We start from the raw sequence: 23063 nt of genomic DNA, 5'->3' as shown, positions 1-23063 counted from the left end.
CATCAGGATTTATAAAAGGAGGCAGAAAATGAGCGGGGAAAAAGAAAACATATTGGTGAGCGCCTGTCTGCTTGGAATTAACTGCCGCTATGACGGCGGAAGCGGCAGGCAGGAGGGCCTTATCAGGCTTATGGAAAAATACAACTTCATACCGGTCTGCCCGGAGCAGCTTGGAGGTCTGGGAACGCCCAGAGAGCCTGCGGAGCAGCTTGTTTGTGGTGAAAACAGGAATCATAATGGAATCCGTGTGATGGACCGGTCAGGAAAAGATGTGACGGATCGCTTTTTAAAGGGAGCAGAAGAGACCTTGAAGCTTGCCAGGCTTTATGGCTGTAAGCGGGCGATTTTAAAGGAGCGGAGTCCGTCCTGCGGTCATGGATCCATTTATGATGGGACGTTTTCAGGGACAAAGGTTCCGGGAAGCGGTGTGACCGCAAGGCTTTTGGAAGAAAACGGAATCCTTGTATCAGGAGAAAGCAGCATAGGGTCTTTTTAAATATGGAAGCACCCTTCAGGTATCCCTTTATGTCCAAAGAGCATGGGCAGCAAATAGGAAAGGAGAAAAGAGGAGCTATGAAAACAGCAATTACAAGACAACAGGCACTGAAGTTACTTAAGAAATATAATAAGGAACCGTTTCATCTGCTTCACGGTCTGACCGTGGAAGGGGTGATGCGCTGGTATGCAGGTGAAATGGGATTTGGGTCAGGGGAAGAATTCTGGGGAATCGCAGGACTTCTTCATGATGTGGATTTTGAACAATTCCCGGAGGAACACTGTACAAAGGCCCCGGAGCTTCTTGCAGAAATCAGGGCGGAGGAAGAACTGGTCCACGCCATATGCAGCCATGGCTACGGCATCTGTTCCCAGGTAAAGCCGGAGCATGTAATGGAAAAGATCATGTTTGCGGCGGATGAACTGACCGGGCTCATCGGAGCGGCGGCCAGGATGCGCCCTTCAAAAAGCGTTATGGATTTAGAGGTCTCCAGCCTTAAGAAAAAATACAAGGACAAGCGGTTTGCGGCAGGCTGTTCCAGGGAAGTGATCGCATCAGGCGCAGAAAACCTGGGCTGGACTCTTGATGAACTGTTTGAGAAGACCATCCTGGCAATGCGCTCCTGTGAGGAAGCTGTGAATGAGGAAATGGAGGCGTTGGAACAGTAAAATTCATTGACATCATCAATTTGTAAAGTGGCGATTGACATTTTTCCGATGTAATTCTATACTTATATCGAAACTTCCCTGTCCTTTGAGCCTGTGGTTGTCCGTTGCTTGGCGTTATAGCCGCCTGCCGAAACGGGGGATGTTGATTTCTTAATTACGAAGGGAGAAATGTTATGAAACAACACAGGTTAAAAGTGGTCGTTCTGATTCTTGCTGCTCTTTTTCTTTTGACTGCTTGCGGAAAGAAAGAGGGAAGTGTTCCGCAGACGACAGCGGCCCAGTCCTCCACGGCGGCAGAAATGGAGCAGTCAAAGACAGAGGCCCAGACGGAGACTCAAAAGGAATCCCAGAAAGCTGCCGGGCAGGAAAGCTGGACTTTTAAGGACCAGGCAGACAATGAAGTGACAGTAAATATTCCGGTGGAACGCATGGTGGTCATGCAGCATCATTCTCTGGACATTCTGGCACAGTTGGGAGCCCAGGACAAGGTAGTAGCTACGGAAAAAAATTGGAAAAAGGATTTAGGCGCTTATATGGAAACCGTATTCCCAGGCATTGGCAGCCTTCCCACACCAGGCGATTTAACGGAGTGGAATGTGGAGGAAATCGCGGCCTTAAAGCCGGATGTGGTCATTGCAGCCTCCCAGGCAAAGCCGGAAGCCATTCAGCAATTAAAGGATTTGGGAATTCCGGTGGTGGTAGTTTCCTTACGAGGAGAGGGAATGCAGGCAGAGGCTCAGAGTCCCAGGCTTTCCGATGCAGACAAGGCTTATACGGATGGCTGTGAATGGGCGGTAAAGACCCTGGGAAAATTGACCGGGACCGATTCAAAAGCGGATGCCATATGGAATTTCTGCCTGGAAAGCCGCAAACTGGTGGATGACGCCGTTGGCAGTATACCGGATGACCAGAGAGTCAAGGTATTTATTGCCAATGAAGGAGAACAGACCTACGGCAATGACAAGTATGTGGGCTCCCAGCTTTTGAGGGCAGGTGCAATCAACGTGGCAGCCAAGGAAATCCAGGGCTATAAGCCTTATACCTTTGAAAAGCTGGCGGAATGGAACCCTGATGTGATTATTGTACAGGACCGATATAAGGACGTATACGATCACATCACCGCCGATGCAAAATATAAGGAACTGAAAGCGGTCAAGGAAAACCACGTCCTTTTGGCTCCCTACTGGACAAAGCCTTGGGGAAATCCGGATACGGATTCCATTGCCCTGGGTGAATTGTGGCTGGCTTCCCAGTTCTATCCTGATAAAATCAGCAAAGATGTGGTTTTGGAAAGAGCCAAAGCCTTTTACAAAAATTTCTACGGTGTAGATTTTAACGGCTCCATTTAATCATGTGAAGCCTATGAAAGAAAAATCTGTTTTAAAAAATGTGACGGGAATTGTAATATTTCTTCTTCCTGTATTTTGTATCCTTATATCATTGACAATAGGGCCGTATCATATCGGCCCTATTGATATTATAAAAATCATTTACGGGCGGATAACTGGGCAGGAGCTGGTTTCTGATTCCATGGCCGCCGGATTGCTGTGGCAGGTACGTTTCCCCCGGGTGATAGGAGCCTCCCTGGTGGGGGCCGGTCTTTCCGTTTCCGGTGCGGTGTTTCAGGGGCTGTTTAAAAATCCTCTCGCATCCCCCTATACGCTGGGAGTTTCCAATGGGGCAGGGTTTGGGGCCGGATTAGCCATTATTTTCGCTTTTTCTTCCATGCAAATCCAGATGACCGCCATTTTCTTCGGCCTTTTTGCTGTGGGCCTGACTTTTTTCCTGTCCATGAGGGGACAAAAAAACACGGTCACTCTCATTCTGGCAGGAATGCTGGTGGGTTCCCTGTTTTCCTCTTTGGTGTCCCTGATAAAATTTGTGGCGGACCCCTTTGACAAGCTTCCGGCCATTGTATTCTGGCTCATGGGCTCTCTTTCGGGGATCAGTTACGTGAAAATCCTGACAATCCTTCCCCTTTATTCCATGGCAATGGTCCTCCTTTTCCTTTTCCGCTGGAAGATAAATGTCTTAAGTATGGGGGATCAGGAGGCAAAATCTTTTGGCATTGACGTAAGGCGGGAGAGGGGAATTGCTCTTGTTGCCTGCTCCGTCTTGACGGCCTTGGTGGTGAGCATTTCAGGCATCATCGGCTGGGTGGGAATCGTCATTCCTCATCTGACCCGCATGATTACGGGGCCTGATTTTAGGCGGATCATTCCCGTTTCCGCCTCATTAGGTATCTGCTATCTCCTGGTGATTGACGATATCTGCCGGGCCCTGACGGCCGTAGAAATCCCCATCGGTGTGATTACAGGCATTATCGGAGTTCCCTTGTTTATTTACTTTATATATAAGAGGAAGGTGAGCTGGTAATGAAGCTGGAGATACAAAACCTTACGTTCAGTTACGACGGGAAAAGAAATGTTTTTGAGGACGTGTCCTTATCCTATGAATCACCGGAAATTTTTTGCCTGTTGGGAGCAAACGGCACGGGGAAAAGCACCTTACTAAAAAACATCATCGGGGAGTATAAGCCAAAAGAAGGCAGGATTCTGATTGACGGAAAGCTTTTGAAAAGCTATTCCGCCAGAAAGCTGGCCCAGAAAATCGCATACATTCCCCAGAGCCATGTGCCCGCCTTTCCCTTCTCCGTAATAGAGGTAGTCCTCATGGGCAGAACGTCCAGAATCGGCTATTTCTCTACCCCGGGAAAGACGGAGGAAGACTCTGCCATGAATCGGCTGGAATTTTTAAATATAGGCCATCTGAGGGATAAGCCCTATACGGATATTTCCGGCGGGGAAAGGCAGCTTGTAATGATAGCCGCCGCCTTAAACCAGGAGCCTGAGGTTTTGATTTTAGACGAGCCTACCTCTCATCTGGATTTTGGGAACCAGTACCGCTTTATCCATTTGATTGGAAAGCTTCAGAAGGAGGGGCTGGGAGTTATTATGACAACCCATTTTCCCGATCATGCACTGGAATTAAAAGGGAAAACCTCTATAATGAAAGACAGGGGAATTGTTAAGACGGGACCGGCCGCCGACGTGGTTACCAGCCGGAACATGAAGGAGCTTTATCAGATAGAAGTAAATGTTATGACCTTTGGAAAACGGAGTATTTGTATTCCGGGAAGAATTGATGAGGATTAAATATGGAAAAACAGGAAAATATACAAAGGCTTTCCCATTCTTACTGGTCCCAGAGGGCGGAGGAATTTTCCCAGCTTCGGATGCAGGATTATGAGTCCCCCCTTTACCCGGCTTTTAAGGAATTTTTAAGGAAAAACATGCCGGAAACCGGAGCACCTTTAAAGGCTTTGGATGCCGGATGCGGCGCGGGCTTTTTTTCCATGCTGCTGTCGGAATTAGGGTGTGAGGTCACGGGTGTGGACTTTTCCCAGGACATGCTCCGGCAGGCAGCTAAAAATGCCCGTGATACTGGACATGACCGCATTTCATTTTTGCACATGGACATTCAAAATATGGGTTTTTCCGATGAAGCCTTTGATTTCATCGTTACGAGAAATGTTACCTGGGTGCTGCCCGATGCCTCCAGGGCCTATGAGGAAATGATGCGGGTCCTCCGGCCAGGAGGGGTACTGCTGAATATGGACTCCAATTATGGAAAGGCGTTTAATGAGTCAGATGCAAGAGGAGAGACGCCCAGCCATCCCAGCCAGAGCCTGGAGCAACTGAAAATGAGGAATTTTATAGCCCGTGATTTGGAAATCACCAGGACGGACCGTCCAGAGTGGGACATGGTAAAACTTTGGAAAGAAGGAGCGGCAAGTGTCTGTTGCTACAGGGATTTAGAAAAACTTCTGGGCATTGGGAGATGGAATCACCAGTATACAAAACCTTCTGCTTCGTCAAGGGCCGTCATGTTTGCTGTGGCCGCCTGGAAGTGAAATCAGGAAAAAGGATGGAAGGTTCTTAAGTGGGAAATTATGGACCGGTGGGAGAAAATACTTGACAGCCACCTGTAATTAGGATATTATTTCCGTTAAATATGGATAATAACCTGAATCAAAGGAGAAAGAGGCTATGAAAAAAGTTGTGAAATTTGGAGGAAGCTCTTTAGCCAGCGCAAAACAGTTTAAAAAGGTAGGTGACATCATCCGTGCAGATAAAAGCAGGCGGTTTGTGATTCCATCTGCGCCGGGCAAACGAAATGACAAGGATGAAAAGGTCACGGATATGCTGTATCAGTGCTATGATGCTGCGGCAGAGGGCAAGAGCTACAAAAAAAATCTGGAAAAGATTCAGGAACGCTATATGGAAATTATTGACGGACTTGATCTGAATTTGAATCTGGATCATGAGTTTGAAACCATTGAAGAAAATTTCCTTAAAAAGGCAGGGCGTGATTATGCGGCTTCCAGAGGAGAGTACTTAAATGGAATGGTGATGGCGGAATTCTTAGGCTACGAATTCATTGACGCGGCTGAAGCGATCTTTTTTGATGCAGATGGTTGTTTTAATGCGGAGCTTACCAATAAGGAGCTTGGTGAACGCCTGGAGCATGTGGAGAGAGCGGTGATCCCGGGCTTTTACGGATCAAAGCCGGACGGAACCATAAAGACCTTTTCAAGAGGCGGTTCCGATATAACTGGCTCCATTGTTGCAAAGGCCATTCATGCGGACATGTATGAAAACTGGACGGATGTTTCCGGTTTCCTTGTGGCGGATCCCAGGATCATCAAGAATCCGGAGGTTATTGAGACCATTACATACCGGGAGCTGAGAGAGCTTGCCTATATGGGAGCCAGCGTCCTTCATGAGGATGCCATTTTCCCGGTGAGAAAAGAAGGAATTCCCATCAACATCCGGAACACCAATAAGCCTGAGGACAAAGGGACTCTGATCGTGGAAAGCACCTGCAAAAAGCCTCATTATACCATTACGGGAATTGCGGGTAAGAAGGGCTTTTGCTCCATTAATATTGAAAAGGCCATGATGAACGCTGAAGTTGGTTTTGGGAGAAAGGTGCTGGAGGTATTTGAAAAGTTCGGCATTTCCTTTGAGCATATGCCGTCGGGAATCGATACCATGACCATTTTTGTTCATCAGTCAGAATTTGAAGAATATGAGCAGTCCGTTATCGCAGGGATCCACAGGGCAGTAGAGCCTGATTTCCTTGAGATGGAATCAGACCTTGCGCTGGTGGCTGTGGTAGGCCGGGGCATGAAGGCGACCAGAGGAACTGCCGGAAGAATCTTTTCGGCCCTTGCCCATTCCAGGGTAAACGTTAAAATGATTGACCAGGGCTCCAGCGAACTCAACATTATCATTGGCGTGAAGAACGCAGATTTTGAGGAAGCGATCAAGGCAATTTATGATATGTTTATTATGACTGAGGTTTAAGACTGAAAGACAGGCTGAAAGGAAGTACCTGACAGCTTGTCTTTTTTTCTGTGCACTTAAAGCTGGGGTGCTGTCAGTGGTTACCGATCCATGGACAAATATTAATTTTATGGCTATTTGCGAAAGATTATTAACACACGGGGTGCGGAGATATAAGTTCTTTTGCGGGAGCAATGTCAACATTTACGGCATAACCGTAAATTTCCTTTCCGTTTTGGAATATTGCTTTGCCCTCCCATTAATAAACCCTGATGTCTGACTTTATTTGATTTTATAATGTCCATCTATTTATATGGACAGAGAAGATAAAAACAAGCGTATCGCCCATTAGAACGATACGCTTGTTTTAGACATTTTACTTGGCAGTTTCCCATAAACAATATAGTTTTCTTATACTGTTTTATGGAGGGCCACCTTTCCAGTTCTTTTTATTTTTAATTCCTGATCAGATACATTCTGGCTTCATACGGCCTGAGTACATTTGCCAGGCCTTCATCCATATAAGAGCTGATCAACTGTTTTTTCTCACGGTCAAGCTCTTTTGGAAGCTGCAAATGAATCGTTTTATGGAAAAAGTTACATATTACAAGCAAAGTGATTCCTTCCAGTGTACGGGTATAGGCAAATATATCGGGATCCTCCGGCATCAGGAGCTGGTATTTCCCATCTACGAATATGTCATAGGTTTTTCTTAACCTAATCAGCTTCCGGTAAAGGTGAAAAATAGAGCTTTCATCTGCCAGCGCAGCCTCTGCATTGATTTCCCAATAGTTTGGATTCACCTTAAGCCATGGGGTTCCCTCCGTAAATCCGGCCTCTCTGTCCTTATTCCACTGCATGGGCGTTCTGGCATTATCCCGGCCTTTTGCATAAATAGACTCCATGACCTCCTCTTTTTTATATCCGGCCCCGGTTCTTTCCCGGTATATATTTAAAATCTCTATATCCCGGTAATCTTCCATATCATACCTTACATTGGTCATCCCAAGTTCTTCGCCCTGGTAGATATAAGGGGTACCTTGCATTCCGTGAAGGAGTATTGCCAGCATTTTGGCAGATTCTGCCCGGTATTCCTTATCATTTCCCCAGCGGGACACAATTCTCGGCAGATCATGGTTGTTCCAGAACAGGCTGTTCCAGCCTTTGCAGTAAAGGGCTTCCTGCCAGGTGGATAAGACATGCTTTAATTCCAGGAATGGAAGAGGGGCTAAGTCCCACTTTTCGCCCCCCTTTTTCTGGTCAAGGCAGATATGCTCAAACTGGAATACCATGGAAAACTCACTTCCATCCGGATTGCTGTAAATCAGGGCATTTTCTGGATTTGCACTCCATGCTTCCCCTACCGTAACAAGATCCCCTTTCTGAAAGGTATCCCTGCTTAATTCCTGTATAAATTCATGGAGCTTTGGCCCATCTGCTGTGATCAGCCGGTCCGGATCCTTTGCCACACAGTCAATGACATCCAGCCGGAATCCGCCTACCCCTTTCTCCATCCACCAAAGGATCATATCCCGGATTTCCCGTCGTACCTTTGGATTTTCCCAGTTAAGATCCGGCTGTTTTACTGAAAACTGATGGAAATAGTATTGTCCAAGTTCAGGAACCCACTCCCAGGCAGGGCCTCCAAAAGCAGCCCTTAAGCCATTTGGAGTAATTCCTTCCACCCCATCCCTCCACACATAATAATCATGATAGGGGTTATCCTTACTTTTTTTCGCCTCTATAAACCATGGATGTTCATCGGAAGAATGATTTAAAACAAGATCCATGATAATGCGGATCCCACGCCTGCCTGCCTTTTCAATCAGTTCTTCCATGTCTTTTAAACTCCCGAACATGGGATCAATATCCTGATAATCGGATATATCATAACCATTGTCATCCTGAGGGGAACAATACACAGGGGAGAGCCAAAGTGCATCTACCCCCAGTTTTTCCAAATAATCAAGTCTGGAGATAATCCCCTGAAGGTCTCCGATCCCATCACCATTGCTGTCCTGAAAGCTTTTGGGATAAATCTGATATACCACCGCCTGTTTCCACCATTTTCTGTCCATTTTTTTCTCCCTTTTCTTAAGCTTTTACAGAACCGCTTGTAACTCCTGCGATAATCCATTTCTGACAAAAAACATATACCGCTAAAATCGGCAGCAGCACCATTAAATACGAGGCAAAGGCAAGATTATACTGTGTAGAGAACTGGCCTTTAAATACATACTGGGCCAACTGCAGGGTTTGCTGACTTGCATCGCTGAGCAAAACCAGGGGCATCAGGAAGTCATTCCAGGTCCACATAAAGGACAGGATTGCCACCGTAGCGCTCATTGGCTTAAGAAGGGGAAATATAATGCGCCAAAAGGTCTGAAACGTATCTGCCCCGTCAATCCTTGCTGCCTCCTCCAATGCTTCGGGCAGAGATTTGATGTATCCCGAATAAAGAAATGTATTCATGGGAAGTCCGAAAATAATATAAATCAAAGTGATGCCATAGATGTTATCCAAATGAAAGGATGAGGCCTGTTTTACCAGAGGAAGCATAATCACATTAAAAGGGATAAACATGGCGCTGATAAAATAATAGTACATGAGATTAAAAAACCTGCTTTTATCCTTATTACGTATAATGGCATAAGCCACCATGGAATTGGTCAGGATGGTAAACACCAGATTAATGATTGTAATAAAAAATGTGTTGAAAAACTTTCTGGGATAGTCGGTCAGTTCCCATGCCTTTGAAAAATTCTCAAAGTGGAGGGAAGACGGAAGCGCCAGTACATTTTCCATATCCGACGGTGATTTCAAGGCAATTACCACCGTAATATAAAGGGGGCCCAGGATAACCAGAACAGCGATTGCCGCCAGAAGGATTGTCAGGGGCCAATTGATCTTTTCTTTTCCTTCCATCAGTTTATTTTCGCCTCCCTTTTTTCTAATATCTTCAACTGTAATACGGAAATTGATGCCACAACCAAGAATAAAATAACGGCATTGGCCGACTGGTAGGCAAACTGTCCGCCGTCAAATCCTCTCTTATAAATCAACATGGAGATGGTAGTGGTTGCGGTTCCAGGCCCTCCCCCTGTCATTGCCATGATCTGGTCAAATGCCATGAGAAAGCTCTTGACACTTAATACCATATTGATGGTAAAAAAGGGAGCAATTAACGGGAAGGTGATCTTGATAAACCGCTGGAGGCCAACGGCGCCGTCTACGGATGCGGCGTCATAAATATCCTTATCCACCGTCTGAAGGCCGGAGAGATAAATCATGGTGTTAAATGCCATGGCTTGCCAGACAGTAACAAACAAAACCCCCAGCCATGCTTTGCTGGTTCCAAGGATGTTTACGCTCAGCCCATCCATACCCGCCATTTTTCCAAACCCTGGAATGATATTGCCAAAGATAAAATTAAATACAAAACCGATGATCAGGGTTCCCAGCATATATGGGAGAAAATACAGTGCCTTTAAGAAATTCCTTCCCAGAATTTTTCCATTGAGCCCGCATGCCAGCGCCAGGCTTAAAACATTGACAAGGACAGTGGCGGTAAATGCAAACTGAAAGGTAAAACCATAGGCCTGCTTTATGGAAGGATCCGTAAAAAACTGCAGGAAATTTTTAAACCCGATAAATTCCCAGTTCCCATAGCCCTTCCAGTTGGTAAAGCTGTAAAAGATACCCTTTAAAAAAGGGACCGTATGGAATAAAAAGAACAGTGCCGCCATGGGAACTACCATAAGATAGAACGCTGGACTGATATGGTTATTTCTATGATTTTTCAACGCGTTATCCTCCTTTTGCCTGATTTACCGGGTATTGAGGATATCATACTGTTCATCACATTTTTTCAGTATTGCGGCAATGTTCTCGTTTTCATCCATACCGTTTGCCCTGTTTAAAAAGAACTCGGATAAAATCGCTGACAGATTATAGCCGTTGGGATAATAATGGTCTACAAAATCCGTAACCTTTCCATCGGCAATATCTTTGGCAAGGCCGGCCACCGAAGCATTTTTCTGCACAACCCCTTCCACAGGTGAAAATGCAAACTGTTCGCTTATGTAAAGCTGGCTGTTTTCCTGTTCTAACATAAATGCCACAAAGCGCTTGGCAGCTTCCGGGTTTTTGCATTGGTTTGTTACCATAAGCATAACATCAATACCTGATACAACTTTGTTTTTACTTTTGTCATTGGTTGCCGGATAAGCAAACATATCAAGATTAATGGATTCATTGGTTTTTTTGATTTCCGGTACGGTCCAAACGCCGTTGATCAGCATTGCGGCTCCGCCATTGGCAAAGCTGCGGTTGCCGTCATCATAGGAAGTTCCCATAAAATCTGTCTGGGCATAATCCACCAGCTTGCTGTACTTTTTCAAAACCTCTTCATGAGTGCCTAAAAAGGTTGCCGTTCCTTCTTTCTTTGCCTCTAAAAACCCTTGGGGCTGTGTTGCCGGTGCCAGGGAGTTCCAGGAGGGAAGGATGGTCCAGTTGTCCTTAAAGCTTAACTCAAAGGGCTGGATTCCTGCTGCGGACAGTTTTTCGCATACTTCCATTAACTCATCCCAGGTCTCAGGAACCGTTACACCTGCTTTCTGAAACAGATCTGCATTATAGATTATTCCGGAAGCATTGGCAGCAAATGGGACGCCGTATGCCTTTTCCTCCTTATCGCCATTGATATCATAGACCATCTGCATATAAGAACTGTTTATGGTTTTTAAAACCTCTAAGTCACTTAAATCCAGTAAGATTCCTGCTTCTGTAAGCTCCGTATAGGTGTTGTCTCCTCCATAGGCGATGATATCCGGCAAATCATCCTTGGTCATCCTGGTTTTTAATACAGTTCCAGCATCTGCCGGGGAATTTAAGGTAACCTGGACATCGGTATTCTGTTGGTTGAATTTGTCCACAAGCTTTTGCATGGTGGATACATTTTCCATTTTTGAAGAGAAAAATTCCAGATGTGCAACTCCGGAATCGGAACTTTTGCTTAAGCTTTTGTCTGTTCGGCTGCATCCTGCTGCCAATACCGCTGCTAAGGCGCAGGTAAAACCAACTGCCAACACTTTTTTCGTTTTCATATACATCATCTCGCCCTTTCTGTTTCCTTATTATTTGGTAGTACCAGTATACAAAACAAATCGTGGACTCCTATATAAGGTATCTGAGATGTTTCGTAAAACATTTTTTACCTTTTTTCTTCCTGGGCGCGATATTGCTCGGGGGTTATTTGGTAAAGGCGTTTAAAGGTGTGGATAAAATAAGAGGTATCATTATAGCCTACATAATCGGCAATCTCGTTTATCTTAAAGACCGTATTCTTTAAAAGCTCCTTTGCCCGTTCCATACGGTAGGTGATCAGGTACTTGGAAAAATTCATCCCTGTTTCTGATTTAAACAGACGGCTTAAGTAGCTGGAATTCATAAAATATTTATGGGCAGCCAATTCATTTAGGGAGATTTCGTACCGGAAATTTAAGGATACGTAATTCTTGATTTCCTCGATGATGCTTCCTTTTCCCTCCTGGGAGCCGCAGGTGTTTTCCAGAATTTTCAGCATATACCGCAAAAGCTCTTGTCTGGTCCGGAACTGATAAAGATCTGATTTAAAGGAAAATAAAAGGTACCGGTTTACCTCTTCTGATTCCGTGGAAGCCTCCCTGCTGCAATAGGCTCTGCTGATAACAGAAAAAATCTGCATAATACCGCTGTATAAGGAATATACATTCCAGCTTCCCGACCTGCATCTTTCAAAAAACTGACAGAGAGCAGCCTCTGCCTGGGGGTAGCTTCCCTTCATCACACTTTCGTAAATTGCCAGCTCCTCCTGCTGTGTCAGGATCTGTTCCATGGAAAGCTCCGATTCATATTCAAACACTCTGTTCTTTTCCTCAAGCAGTCTTCCATTGATGGCATAAACGCAGTCCCGATAGGCATCCCCAAGCAGTTCTTCCCCTTTGTAAATCCTGCTGATCCCACAGGTAATCTCCAGTTCCCATTGGGGCAGCTCCTGCTTCAGCCGGAGTAAAAGTTTTTTATCCGTCAGCATCTCCTGTCTGCCAAAGTTCATGGCAATCACCTCGTCCGGCTGCTGAAAATAAAATACCTGGATATTGGTATGATCTGAAGCTGATTCCAGGAATTCTGCCAGCCTTTTTGCATCTTCCCGGCTCATACGCTGTTTTCCTTGCAATAAGAGCATCTGATAGGAGAGGTCCTTTAGCTGTCCGCCGCACAGATCGCGAAAGGTATCCATCAAAGCCTTGTTTGCCAGAATGCCGGAGATGTTCACATATTGGAGGGATTCCTGCAAAAGCCTTAGGTCCACCTGTTTTTCAAGGAGCCTTCTTTTGTCTTCCCTGGTTTTTGTAATATCCCATATGGCCTTTTCCAGTTCTTCAGGTTTTACCGGTTTTGTAAGGTAATACCGCACCCCATATTTCATCGCTTCCCTGGCGTAGTTAAAATCCGAATAACCGCTTACGATGATCACATCCGTTACCGGGCAGTTTTCTTCCACATATTTTGCAAGAGATAACCCGTCCATCTCCGGCATGCGGATATCGGTAATTACAAGATCAGCCTCCTTGCCGGCAAGATAATCTGCGGCCTGTTTCCCGGTTTCGGCTTCCAGACATACGGTGATATCCATATTGATATCAGTTAAAAGCTTAACGAGCATTTTTTTGGCGTAATACTCATCCTCAGCAATGATGACCTTCATTCTATCCCTCCCTATTTCTCTTTATCCGCATATGAATGCAGGTAAAGCTTCCATACAGGCTTTCCACCACAATTCCGCAATCTTCCCCATAAAAGTTTTTTAGCCTTGCATTAACATTGGCTAACCCAATGCCTTTTCCATCTTCTCCCAACAGGGTGTTGGTTTTTGTTTTCCATAACGCCTGGTTTAATTCATCCACCTGTTCTTTTGGCATACCGCACCCGTCATCGTATATGGAGACCAAAAGATAATCTTCCGAATCCGGCGATAGGGAGATCTTTAAATAGTCCTGGTCCCGTTTTACATTAAACGCATGTTGAATGGAGTTTTCCACAATGGGCTGGAGAATGAATTTAATAACTCCATTATTTTCGTATTCGTCTGGGATATCATACTCCACCGCAAAACGTCCGGGAAACCGGATGGATTGGATGCGGATGTAGTTCTTTAGCTGAATCACTTCATCTTTGATCGTTACAAAATCAGTCCCTTTTATGTTATAGCGGAACATATCCGACAGACTTTCGGTAATTGCAGGGATTTCTTCAATTTCTTCCAGCCTGGCAATGGCTGTAACTGTGTTCAGTGCATTATACAAAAAATGAGGATTGATCTGGAACTGAAGCATTTTAAGCTCTGTCTGTTTTTGGTTTATCTGCATAATATACAGCTTGGTAATGCTGTCATTGATCCTTGTTCCCATTTCATTATAGATTTCAATTAAGTTGCCGATTTCATCCTCCCTGGGCGCTAATCCCTTAAAAAGCTTTACTTCTCCCTGCCTTGCCTGGCTCATGGTTTCTGCCAGTGCCTTAATGGGCCGGCTGACCTGCTTGGATAATACAAAGCTTAAAATTCCCGCTGCAGTCAGGATAAGCATCACCCATGCCATGACATTGAGCATACTTTCCATGCTGGCGTTAACCAGCCGCTGCTTTGGGATATACTGCACCAGATACCAGCCGGTGGACTTGTTTTTTAAAACAGCGGCAATGCAGAGCGTATCCTGGAGATAGATCTCTCCTGATCCCCTTCCCGAGGCTTCAATCTGCTCCAGATCAGGAAAGGTTTCCTGCTTATCCTTCTCAGAAAGGCCGGTCTCCAGATTGATGTAAGCGTTTCTGGAATTATAGATGACCTGGTTTTTGTATACAATAGCAAAGGAAGAGGCCAGGCCATCAGCAGCGTCAGTGGAATTAAAATCTTTTGCAATGGATCCGAAATCTAAGTCTGCCAGCAGATATCCATAGGTTTTATACTCGCCGATATCCGAAAGCTGGTGGTATACCGTTACCAGGGAATAGCCGGAATTCCCTATTTTCTGCGGATAAGGGATTGTATAGTATTTCTGGCTCTTGGTTTTCCAATCAATGCTTTCTATGGTTTTCCAGGCATGTCCAATATAATCCTCTGATATATTGTTTATGCTGCAATAGGTGTCTCCGGCAGATGTAAGGAGAGTCGTTCTTTGTACATGGGGATTGATGACCGTAAGCATTTTAAGAACGGTCTGCATATAATAGTCTCTTTCATAACGGTCTTTTGGGGTCATATTGCTGACTTTTTCATGGAGTATGACATTTACCTTGGGATCGATCAGATGCAGAAGATTTAAGGAACTGTTATTTCCCATGGCAATATCTAAGTTCATATTTTTCTGCTGGTTAGTCTGTTTCATGTATTCAATGTTGTAGGTAAGGGCCGAGGAAACCCCTTGTATATAGCAGATGGCAAAAATAACCACGGTAAACAGCAGTAAGAGCAAATAGGTAAACAATATTTTGGACTGAAATGATAATCTGCGGAATCGTTTGATCATGGTATTCCTCCTGGTATTCCTCCTGGTATTCTGGTTTGGGTTATGGTACTAAGTGTACTATAAACACAGTCTCTTGAACAGTATGCTTTTACTTGAATCCCTTTCCCTCTCTGTGTTATGATAGAAGTAAAATACCGTATTTTTAACCAAGCAGCGATAGCTGCTATTCGGTTATGCCCGGTGAAGCGGGGCACGCTGTGAGCAAGTAGCGGAGCGGATTGGGAATATCCGCTTGACCCGAATCAAGCAGCGAGGCGGATTGCCAATATCCGCTTGACTTTAAGGCGTAAAAACGGCCGGGAAATGAGGATAATCATGAATCCAGAGATAAAATCCAAATTAAAAGAGGGGCGTCCCCATGGTACCAGTTCCTTTCCTTGTGGGATTTACCGGACACAAACGGCTCAAAAGGGGATGATAGTAAAGCATCACTGGCACGAGGAAATTGAAATGATCCATTTCATTAAGGGGCATTTTCGTTTATTGGTCAACATGGAGTCCTATGAAATCAAGGATGAATGTATTTTTTTTATCAATCCGGGGGAGCTTCATGGAATCATCAGTGAATCCAAAACCTTAAATGAGGAGCATGCCATTGTGTTCCAGCCGGGGCTTCTCAGCTTTGAAGCTTATGACTCCGCTCAGATGTACTTAATCAATCCCCTGAAAAGCAAGGCGCTTTCCTTTCCAAGATGCCTTCACCCAGATCACCCGTCTTATGCTTCTATCCTGGATTGTTTCACCAGTGTGACCGATTCCTTTGGCAGGGAGGATGACCCGGGGCAGCAGGGAGACGTTGCAAAAGCCGTTATCTCCCAACTTCAGATAAAAGCCGCCCTTCTTAAGATGCTTGCCACTTTGTTCCAATATCATCTTTATTCTGATTCTCACCGCAACACAGACAAGCGGGTAGAACTGATCAAAGAGTCCATTACCTTTATAAGAAACCATTACAGAGAAAAGATTTATATCCGTGACCTTGCCTCCCTTGCCAATATGAACGAACAGTATTTCTGCCGCTTTTTTAAAAAGGCCCTTGGCAGGACTCCCACGGAATACATCAATGATTACCGGATCCGGAATGCAATTTCCCTGCTGGAAACCACCGACCTCCCGGTCATGAGCATATGCCTGGATTCCGGTTTTTTTAACCTTGGAAACTTTTTGAAAATATTCCGGAAGTATACTTCTACAACTCCCCTTCAATATCGGAAAGAAAAGTCAAAATAGTGAATTTTTTAATCATAGAAGCGTAAGACAAATCCTGTTCTGAGAGGTAGAATAAGGCTACTACAGAAAAGAGAGGTTGACCTGCGATGATTAAGAAATGGTGGCATGACAAAACAGCTTATCAGATTTATCCAAAGAGCTTTCTGGATTCCAATGGGGACGGTATTGGGGATTTAAGAGGGATTATCCGTAAATTAGATTATTTGAAGGACTTAGGTGTGGATATCCTTTGGCTTTCTCCAATCTACGTTTCACCTCTTGCGGATCAAGGATACGATATTTCCGATTATTATAACATAGACCCCAGGTTCGGGACCATGGAGGACATGGAAGAACTCATTGAAAAAGCGAAAAAAAGAGAGATGTATATAGTCATGGACCTGGTAGTCAACCATTGCTCCGACGAACATGAATGGTTTAAAAAGGCGTGTGCCGACCCGGATGGAGAATATGGAAACTACTTTTATATCCGTGAGAAAAAAGACGGAAAATCTCCCACCAACTGGCGTTCTTACTTTGGGAATTCTGTGTGGAGCGATATTCCCGGGACCAATAAGCAGTATCTCCACTCATTCCATAAAAAACAGCCGGACTTAAACTGGGAAAATGAAGCGGTCCGGGAGGAAATCTATAAAAATATCAACTGGTGGCTGGATAAAGGCCTGGGCGGTTTCAGGATTGATGCAATCATCAATATAAAAAAGGCCCTTCCTCTTCAGGACTACCAGCCAGACCGGGCAGACGGTTTATGCAGTATTCAGACAATGCTGTCTCATGCAGACGGGGTAGGTGAGTTTTTAGGGGAAATGGGGGACCGCTGCTTCAAACCCCATGATGCCTTTACCGTTGGAGAGGTCTTTGATGAAAAGCCGGAGGAATTAGAATCATTTATCGGTGAAAATGGTTACTTTTCCAGCAAATTTGATTTTAATGAAACCGTATTCGGCGGAAGTGAAAAGGGCTGGTATGACGCCGGAAGGATTACTCCGGAAGATTATAAACATTGCTGCTTTGCAGCCCAAAGGAATGTGGGGACAACCGGCTTTTTATCCAACATCATAGAAAATCATGATGAACCAAGAGGGGTCAGCCATTACCTTCCAGAAGGAGAATGTACTCTGGAAGCCAAAAAGATGCTTGGCGGCCTGAATTTTATGCTCCGGGGAATCCCCTTTATTTATCAGGGGCAGGAAATCGGAATGGAAAACACCGTCTTTTCCAGCATTGACGAAGTAGACGACATTGCCACCATTGACCAATATCAGACCGCCTTGGAGGCAGGGTACACGCCGGAAGAGGCACTGGCCATCGTAAGCCACTACAGCAGGGATAATGCAAGAACTCCCATGCAGTGGGATGGATCGGCCAATTCAGGCTTTACTGCAGGCACCCCTTGGCTGAAGGTGAACCCTAATTATAAGAATATCAATGTGGCTGACCAGATTTCCCATGATCATTCGGTTTTCATGTTCTATAAAAATCTGATCCAGTTAAGGAAACATCCCAGGTGGAAAGAGACCATAATCTATGGAACCTTGGAACCGGTTCTTGAGGAAGAAAAAAATATTATGGCTTACTATCGGAAAGGAACTGAAACACTCCTTATCATTGGTAATTTTCAAAAAGATGCACAGGAAGTTACACTTCCTTACATACCAAAAGCAGTTTTGATCAATAACTATGAGGAAGTATCTTTTAATGAGAACAGGATTCATTTGAAAGGCTGGCAGTTCCTTGTAATGGAAGTTTAACGGGAGCTATGACCGGATAACAGGGGATAACAAGGGACTTTATTGGAACATTCCGTGATATGCAAATAAGGGAATGTAAGTGGGAAGCCCATAAATAAAAACTGGATTGTTGATCAGAGAGGAAATACCATGAATCAAAAAGAAAGAATGCTGGCCGGACTGCCTTATAAAGCATGGCTGGATGGACTGTCAGAGGAGCGGTTGGAAAACAAGAAGAAACTACATGCTTTTAATTTGTTAAGTCCGGAAGAAGAACAAAAGATGGATGAACTGATCCGGCTTATCCTTGGCAAAACAGGGGAAAACACACACATTGAACCGCCTTTCCGTTGTGACTATGGAACAAACATTGAGGTGGGAAAGAATTTCTTTGCCAATTACAACTGCACCATTCTTGATGTGGGCAAGGTGGTGATCGGTGACAACGTAATGTTTGCTCCAAATGTATCAGTTTATACAGCGGGCCACCCTGTTCACCCTGATTCCAGAAATTCAGGCTACGAGTACGGAATATCCATTACCATAGGCAATAATGTATGGATCGGCGGAAATGCGGTCATTAATCCAGGTGTTAAGATCGGCAGCAATGTAGTTATTGGGGCGGGCAGCGTGGTAACCAGGGATATACCGGATAATACAATCGCTGTGGGAAACCCCTGTAAGGTCATCCGGGAAATAAGCGAAGATGACCGGAAATATTATTTTAAGGACAGAGAATTTGATGTCCAGGATTACCGGTAGGCTGCCGGAATCAGCGGCAAAAGGCCGGAATCCTCATTTTATAAGGGATTTACCGGGAATAAGAAATAAAAAAGGATAGCGTTGATACTCATTATAGGAAATGGGCATCAACGCTTTTTTATGAAATGGAGGAACCTTGTGTTATGTGACGAATCAGTATCTTAGTAAAAGCTGTAAAAGGCTGCGGTGCAGGAAAACTTAACGGAGAGGCTCGATAATCAGCCAAAGATGGAGCTTCCTTCTAGATCCCCTTAACTGCAAGGGATATGGCACAGTAAGCCAGCAGAAGGGCCATGATGAGGTTCAGCATTTTCCGGTGGCTGGAAAAGAAACGGTTGAATGCCGCTCCGAACAAGGCCCAGCAGCTTGTTCCCAGAAAGCCCATAAAGGACAGGAGGAAAATGAAAAAACCAAGGGCGGGAAGGCTTTTATAGCTGGGCAGAATAAAGGTGGTCATGGCCGTCAGTCCGTAAAGGATCACCTTGACGTTGATGAATTGAAGGATCATGCCGTTTAAAAGGCTGTTGGTTTCAAGGTTATGCTTTCCGGAATGGGGAGCGTCCCTCCAGACCGACCAGGCCAGCCAGAGGATGTAACCGGCTCCGGCATATACCAGGACCGGCTCCAGTAAGGGAATGAAGCGGTATAAAAGGCTGGTAAAGGCACAGCAGCCTGTCATTACGGCCAGAAAGCCGAGAAAAACTCCAAGGTTAAAGCGGATGCTTTTCCGGAATCCGTATTTCCCTGCAAGAGACATGGCCATGATGTTGTTTGGGCCCGGAGTAAATGCGGTCAGACATATGTATGAAAAGAATGCTGCAACGTTCATGAAATACTTTTCCTCCTTTTTGGGATATGATATAATGTACATATCAAACAGTATATTGTTTGTGTTATATAATATACAGATCGTGCATTATAATGTCAATAGCTGGGAGGGAATTTTTTTGGATTTTATTAATTTAATTGTTGCAGAGAATCTAAAGAGGCTGCGGGAGCAGAGAAAGATGAGCCTTGATGCTGCGGCAAAGGCGTCGGGGGTCAGCAAAAGCATGCTTGGGCAGATCGAACGTGGGGAGGTGAACCCCACCATTTCCACGGTCTGGAAAATAGCAGGCGGGTTTAAGGTCCCCTTTACGGAACTGGTAAGCTGCCCTGAGTCAGAGTATGAGGTGGTTGATACGGCCCGGATGGAGCCTCTCCTTGCGGATGACGGCCACTACCGCAATTACCCGGTTTTTCCCTTTGACAGCACAAGGCGCTTTGAGATGCTCTATATTGAGCTTGATCCGGACAGTCGTTTAAAGGCTGCCCCTCACCCGGAAAACACCCAGGAGTTTGTCATGGTTTTTTCCGGGGAATTGGAGATCCAGGCCGGCGGAGAGCGGTTTACGGCAGCCAGGGGAGGAGCCATCCGTTTTCAGGCGGACTGTTCTCATGAGTATCATAACACCAGCGGGGAAACCTGCCGTCTGAGCATGGTGATTTATTATCCTGATTAAGAAAAAAAGCTTTGGCAGGTAAGTGAATTATGGTACAATAAAAGGAAGGACGGCCTGCAGGAAAGGCCGCAATACAAAGTATTGGAGGACAATTATGCAGTATCGTGATTTTGGAAAAACAGGAATTAAAGTTTCGGCTCTTGGATTTGGAGCTATGAGGCTTCCGATCCTTCAAGATGAACAGGTGGATGAAAAAAGGGCGGTATCCATGATCCGCCATGCCATTGATGAAGGCGTGAACTACATTGATACGGCATATCCTTACCATCAGGGAGAAAGCGAGAGAATCGTAGGAGAGGCCTTAAGGGATGGGTACCGGGAAAAAACGTATCTGGCTACCAAGTGTCCTGTGTGGAAGCTTGAAAAGCCGGAGGACTTTGATGAAATTTTGGATGGGCAGTTGAAAAAGCTTCAGACAGACCATGTTGATTTTTATCTCCTTCATGCCTTAAGCCGGGACCGTTTTGAAGACAAGGTCAAAAAATTCGATCTTGTAAAACGCATGGAAAAAGCAAGGGAGGAAGGGAAAATAAAATATCTTGGATTTTCCTTCCATGATTCATATGATGTATTTCAGGATATCCTAAATTATTATGATGGATGGGATTTTTGCCAGATTCAGTATAACTACGTGGATTTAGAGCATCAGGCAGGTGCAAAGGGATTAAGAGCCGCGGCGGAAAAGGGTCTTGCAGTTGTTGTCATGGAACCGCTTCTGGGAGGAAAGCTGGCAGATCCTGCGGACCATGTGAAAAAGGCATTTCCTGAAGGAAAGTCACCGGTGGAATATGCCCTTGATTTTTTGTGGGACCAGCAGGAGGTGAGCCTTCTCCTAAGCGGAATGAGCGATGAAAAGCAGCTTGAGGAAAATCTTTGTTTTGCTGACCGCAGCCATGTGGGAATGGTCATTGAGGAAGAAAAGCAGGTTTATAAAAAGGCAAAGGAAATATTTGAATCCATGGCCCTGGTGGGGTGTACCGGATGCCGTTACTGCATCCCCTGCCCCTTTGGCCTGGAGATTCCGGAGATCTTTTCTTTTTACAACATGACTGCTGCCCATAAAGAGGTGGAGGCAAAGGCTGGATACGAGGCCATGTCAGTAAAGGCGGAAGGCTGCAGGGCATGTCACCGCTGCGAAAAAGAGTGTCCCCAGATGATAAAGATCAGCCGGGTTATGCCGGAGGTTGCAAAGGTGTTTGCAAGGCTGTAAGCTTAACTGTTTAGACAAAGGAGGGATGGTTTTATGCTGGAAAAAATTGATTTATCGAAAAAGATAGACAAAGAGACCTATAAAAACACAAGAACAGAGCAGAGCGAAAGGCTGGGCCTTTTGCAGAGAGAATGCAAGGATGCAGGAATTCCTGTTATGATCGTGTTCGAGGGAATGGGAGCGTCGGGAAAAGGCACCCAGATCAACCGTCTGATTCAGGCGCTTGACCCAAGGGGCTTTGATGTATATGCCAATGATAAGTCAACGGAAGAGGAGCAGATGCGCCCATTTTTATGGCGTTTCTGGACGAAACTTCCGGCCCAGGGAAGGATTGCCCTCTTTGACAGAAGCTGGTACCGGCAGGTGACCATTGAGCGGTTCGCCGGAAAGATCACGGAGACGGCACTGCCGGAGGCCTTTCATGATATCCAGAGCTTTGAACGGCAGCTTACCGATGACGGCATGGTCATCATAAAGCTGTTCCTCTATATTTCCAGGGAGGACCAAAAGAAGCGGTTTAATAAGCTTGAAAGCTCCAGGGAGACAGACTGGCGGGTGACAAAGGAAGACTGGCGCAGGAATAAGGAGTATGGCCGTTATTTGGGAATCTGCGAGGAAATGCTTGAAAGGACCGATACGGACTACTCCCCGTGGACCATCATCGAGGCCACTGACAGGGATTTTGCTTCCGCCAAGATCATGACCCAGGTGGCGGACTGCTTAGAGGATGCTTTAAAGCAGCGGAATCTAAGGGGAGAGAGAAAAGAAAAGGAAGTGCCGGTACGTTCCGAGAAATACCAAAACGGAGTTCTGTCCGGTGCGGATTTAACAAAGACCATATCAAAGGAAGATTATAAGAAGGAGATGGACCGGCTTTGGGGAAAACTGGAGTCCCTTCACAGCCAGATATACCGCTTAAGGATTCCTGTAGTTCTGGGATTTGAAGGCTGGGATGCAGCCGGAAAGGGCGGGGCCATCAAACGCCTTACCAGCCATTTGGATCCCAGGGGATATAAGGTTTACCCCACATCGGCTCCCAATGATCTGGAACGGGTCCATCATTACCTGTGGCGTTTCTGGAACCATGTGCCAAAGGCAGGCCATATGGCTATCTTTGACCGTACCTGGTACGGCCGGGTAATGGTGGAGCGGATCGAGGGTTTTTGCACCGAGGCCCAGTGGAAGCAGGCTTACCAGGAAATCAATGAAATGGAAAACCACTTGGCAAATGCCGGAGCCGTTGTCATTAAATTCTGGCTTCATATTGATAAGGATGAACAGGAAAAACGCTTTAAGGAGCGTCAGGGGAATCCGTCCAAGCAGTGGAAGATCACAGAAGAGGACTGGAGAAACAGAGAGAAATGGGATCAGTATGAATCTGCGGTCAATGAGATGCTGGTGCGCACTTCCACCACCTATGCTCCCTGGGTGGTAGTAGAAGGAAACTGCAAGTACTACGCCAGGATCAAGGTGCTGAAAACCGTTGTGGAGGCCTTAGAGGCAAAGATAAAAGAAAAAATAAAAAATTCGTGACCGCTTGTTTTTTCGCT

General features: G+C 45.4%; 20 protein-coding genes. 13 read left to right on the top strand and 7 right to left on the bottom strand.

The window, feature by feature from the left end:
• Positions 1–28 precede the first annotated feature (28 nt).
• The 7 genes from ACYVD3_RS10780 (at position 29) to ACYVD3_RS10750 (ending at position 6533) form a co-directional block, all read left to right on the top strand.
• The gene (locus ACYVD3_RS10780) at positions 29–496 is read left to right on the top strand and encodes a 2-thiouracil desulfurase family protein (protein ID WP_460642517.1); all 468 of its coding nucleotides are present in this window, start codon (positions 29–31) and stop codon (positions 494–496) included.
• A 77-nt stretch (positions 497–573) separates the two neighbouring features.
• Positions 574–1164, top strand: a complete 591-nt coding sequence (locus ACYVD3_RS10775; protein WP_460642516.1) for a hydrolase — start codon at positions 574–576, stop codon at positions 1162–1164.
• 173 nt (positions 1165–1337) lie between these two features.
• The gene (locus ACYVD3_RS10770) at positions 1338–2513 is read left to right on the top strand and encodes an ABC transporter substrate-binding protein (RefSeq protein ID WP_460642515.1); all 1176 of its coding nucleotides are present in this window, start codon (positions 1338–1340) and stop codon (positions 2511–2513) included.
• A 13-nt stretch (positions 2514–2526) separates the two neighbouring features.
• Positions 2527–3540 carry a FecCD family ABC transporter permease gene (locus ACYVD3_RS10765; protein WP_460642514.1) on the top strand — a complete coding sequence of 338 codons (1014 nt, stop codon included), beginning with the start codon at positions 2527–2529 and terminating at the stop codon, positions 3538–3540.
• Positions 3540–4319, top strand: a complete 780-nt coding sequence (locus tag ACYVD3_RS10760) for an ABC transporter ATP-binding protein (protein WP_460642513.1) — start codon at positions 3540–3542, stop codon at positions 4317–4319. The genes ACYVD3_RS10765 and ACYVD3_RS10760 overlap by 1 nt, the downstream gene beginning before the upstream one ends.
• Before the next feature lie 2 nt (positions 4320–4321).
• Positions 4322–5077, top strand: a complete 756-nt coding sequence (locus ACYVD3_RS10755) for a class I SAM-dependent methyltransferase (protein ID WP_460642512.1) — start codon at positions 4322–4324, stop codon at positions 5075–5077.
• 136 nt (positions 5078–5213) lie between these two features.
• Positions 5214–6533, top strand: a complete 1320-nt coding sequence (locus tag ACYVD3_RS10750; protein WP_460642511.1) for an aspartate kinase — start codon at positions 5214–5216, stop codon at positions 6531–6533.
• A gap of 434 nt (positions 6534–6967) precedes the next feature.
• Here the strand turns inward: ACYVD3_RS10750 and ACYVD3_RS10745 are convergent, their stop codons facing one another.
• The 6 genes from ACYVD3_RS10745 to ACYVD3_RS10720 all read right to left on the bottom strand — a co-directional run bounded on the left by ACYVD3_RS10745 (position 6968) and on the right by ACYVD3_RS10720 (position 15079).
• Positions 6968–8590, bottom strand: coding sequence for a glycoside hydrolase family 13 protein (locus tag ACYVD3_RS10745; RefSeq protein ID WP_460642510.1), 1623 nt, complete (start codon positions 8588–8590; stop codon positions 6968–6970).
• A 16-nt stretch (positions 8591–8606) separates the two neighbouring features.
• A complete protein-coding gene (locus tag ACYVD3_RS10740; protein WP_460642509.1) occupies positions 8607–9437 on the bottom strand; it encodes a carbohydrate ABC transporter permease in 831 nt (276 codons plus the stop codon).
• The gene (locus ACYVD3_RS10735; RefSeq protein ID WP_460642731.1) at positions 9437–10270 is read right to left on the bottom strand and encodes a carbohydrate ABC transporter permease; all 834 of its coding nucleotides are present in this window, start codon (positions 10268–10270) and stop codon (positions 9437–9439) included. Before ACYVD3_RS10735 ends, ACYVD3_RS10740 begins: the two co-directional genes overlap by 1 nt.
• Before the next feature lie 69 nt (positions 10271–10339).
• Positions 10340–11617 (bottom strand): ABC transporter substrate-binding protein, encoded by a 1278-nt coding sequence (locus ACYVD3_RS10730; protein ID WP_460642508.1) that lies wholly within the window; start codon positions 11615–11617, stop codon positions 10340–10342.
• A gap of 107 nt (positions 11618–11724) precedes the next feature.
• Positions 11725–13260: a response regulator gene (locus ACYVD3_RS10725; protein WP_460642507.1), complete on the bottom strand. Its 1536-nt coding sequence runs from the start codon at positions 13258–13260 to the stop codon at positions 11725–11727.
• Position 13261: 1 nt separating this feature from the next.
• Positions 13262–15079: a sensor histidine kinase gene (locus ACYVD3_RS10720; protein ID WP_460642506.1), complete on the bottom strand. Its 1818-nt coding sequence runs from the start codon at positions 15077–15079 to the stop codon at positions 13262–13264.
• Between the two features lie 315 nt (positions 15080–15394).
• Here ACYVD3_RS10720 and ACYVD3_RS10715 point away from each other — a divergent pair, with 315 nt between their 5' ends.
• The 3 genes from ACYVD3_RS10715 (at position 15395) to ACYVD3_RS10705 (ending at position 18801) form a co-directional block, all read left to right on the top strand.
• The gene (locus ACYVD3_RS10715) at positions 15395–16309 is read left to right on the top strand and encodes a helix-turn-helix transcriptional regulator (RefSeq protein WP_460642505.1); all 915 of its coding nucleotides are present in this window, start codon (positions 15395–15397) and stop codon (positions 16307–16309) included.
• Between the two features lie 86 nt (positions 16310–16395).
• Entirely contained in the window at positions 16396–18060 is a 1665-nt protein-coding gene (locus ACYVD3_RS10710; protein WP_460642504.1) for a glycoside hydrolase family 13 protein, read from the top strand.
• A 129-nt stretch (positions 18061–18189) separates the two neighbouring features.
• Positions 18190–18801, top strand: a complete 612-nt coding sequence (locus tag ACYVD3_RS10705; protein ID WP_460642503.1) for a sugar O-acetyltransferase — start codon at positions 18190–18192, stop codon at positions 18799–18801.
• 241 nt (positions 18802–19042) lie between these two features.
• Here ACYVD3_RS10705 and ACYVD3_RS10700 read toward each other — a convergent pair whose 3' ends face one another.
• Complete coding sequence (locus tag ACYVD3_RS10700) at positions 19043–19630, bottom strand: LysE family transporter (RefSeq protein WP_460642502.1); 588 nt, start codon at positions 19628–19630, stop codon at positions 19043–19045.
• Positions 19631–19748: 118 nt separating this feature from the next.
• On the opposite strand from ACYVD3_RS10700, the gene ACYVD3_RS10695 reads away from it, so the two are divergent.
• The 3 genes from ACYVD3_RS10695 to pap all read left to right on the top strand — a co-directional run bounded on the left by ACYVD3_RS10695 (position 19749) and on the right by pap (position 23046).
• Entirely contained in the window at positions 19749–20303 is a 555-nt protein-coding gene (locus tag ACYVD3_RS10695; RefSeq protein WP_460642501.1) for a helix-turn-helix domain-containing protein, read from the top strand.
• Positions 20304–20397: 94 nt separating this feature from the next.
• Positions 20398–21513, top strand: a complete 1116-nt coding sequence (locus tag ACYVD3_RS10690) for an aldo/keto reductase (protein WP_460642500.1) — start codon at positions 20398–20400, stop codon at positions 21511–21513.
• Positions 21514–21546: 33 nt separating this feature from the next.
• Positions 21547–23046 carry a polyphosphate:AMP phosphotransferase gene (pap, locus tag ACYVD3_RS10685; protein WP_460642499.1) on the top strand — a complete coding sequence of 500 codons (1500 nt, stop codon included), beginning with the start codon at positions 21547–21549 and terminating at the stop codon, positions 23044–23046.
• The last annotated feature ends 17 nt before the right edge of the window (positions 23047–23063 follow it).

This window comes from Lacrimispora brassicae, assembly GCF_054772055.1.
Note: the sequence above shows the minus strand (reverse complement) of the source record. Positions and strands in the feature narration are given on the sequence as shown.

Bases quoted from the DNA above. Each gene is read 5' to 3' on its own strand.
- ACYVD3_RS10760 (WP_460642513.1), top strand. From the start codon at position 3,540: ATGAAGCTGGAGATACAAAACCTTACGTTCAGTTACGACGGGAAAAGA.
- ACYVD3_RS10735 (WP_460642731.1), bottom strand. From the start codon at position 10,270: ATGGTAGTTCCCATGGCGGCACTGTTCTTTTTATTCCATACGGTCCCT.
- ACYVD3_RS10770 (WP_460642515.1), top strand. From the start codon at position 1,338: ATGAAACAACACAGGTTAAAAGTGGTCGTTCTGATTCTTGCTGCTCTT.
- ACYVD3_RS10710 (WP_460642504.1), top strand. From the start codon at position 16,396: ATGATTAAGAAATGGTGGCATGACAAAACAGCTTATCAGATTTATCCA.
- ACYVD3_RS10700 (WP_460642502.1), bottom strand. From the start codon at position 19,630: ATGAACGTTGCAGCATTCTTTTCATACATATGTCTGACCGCATTTACT.
- ACYVD3_RS10725 (WP_460642507.1), bottom strand. From the start codon at position 13,260: ATGAAGGTCATCATTGCTGAGGATGAGTATTACGCCAAAAAAATGCTC.
- ACYVD3_RS10720 (WP_460642506.1), bottom strand. From the start codon at position 15,079: ATGATCAAACGATTCCGCAGATTATCATTTCAGTCCAAAATATTGTTT.
- ACYVD3_RS10750 (WP_460642511.1), top strand. From the start codon at position 5,214: ATGAAAAAAGTTGTGAAATTTGGAGGAAGCTCTTTAGCCAGCGCAAAA.
- pap (WP_460642499.1), top strand. From the start codon at position 21,547: ATGCTGGAAAAAATTGATTTATCGAAAAAGATAGACAAAGAGACCTAT.
- ACYVD3_RS10690 (WP_460642500.1), top strand. From the start codon at position 20,398: ATGCAGTATCGTGATTTTGGAAAAACAGGAATTAAAGTTTCGGCTCTT.
- ACYVD3_RS10705 (WP_460642503.1), top strand. From the start codon at position 18,190: ATGAATCAAAAAGAAAGAATGCTGGCCGGACTGCCTTATAAAGCATGG.
- ACYVD3_RS10780 (WP_460642517.1), top strand. From the start codon at position 29: ATGAGCGGGGAAAAAGAAAACATATTGGTGAGCGCCTGTCTGCTTGGA.
- ACYVD3_RS10740 (WP_460642509.1), bottom strand. From the start codon at position 9,437: ATGGAAGGAAAAGAAAAGATCAATTGGCCCCTGACAATCCTTCTGGCG.
- ACYVD3_RS10745 (WP_460642510.1), bottom strand. From the start codon at position 8,590: ATGGACAGAAAATGGTGGAAACAGGCGGTGGTATATCAGATTTATCCC.
- ACYVD3_RS10755 (WP_460642512.1), top strand. From the start codon at position 4,322: ATGGAAAAACAGGAAAATATACAAAGGCTTTCCCATTCTTACTGGTCC.
- ACYVD3_RS10730 (WP_460642508.1), bottom strand. From the start codon at position 11,617: ATGAAAACGAAAAAAGTGTTGGCAGTTGGTTTTACCTGCGCCTTAGCA.
- ACYVD3_RS10775 (WP_460642516.1), top strand. From the start codon at position 574: ATGAAAACAGCAATTACAAGACAACAGGCACTGAAGTTACTTAAGAAA.
- ACYVD3_RS10715 (WP_460642505.1), top strand. From the start codon at position 15,395: ATGAATCCAGAGATAAAATCCAAATTAAAAGAGGGGCGTCCCCATGGT.
- ACYVD3_RS10765 (WP_460642514.1), top strand. From the start codon at position 2,527: ATGAAAGAAAAATCTGTTTTAAAAAATGTGACGGGAATTGTAATATTT.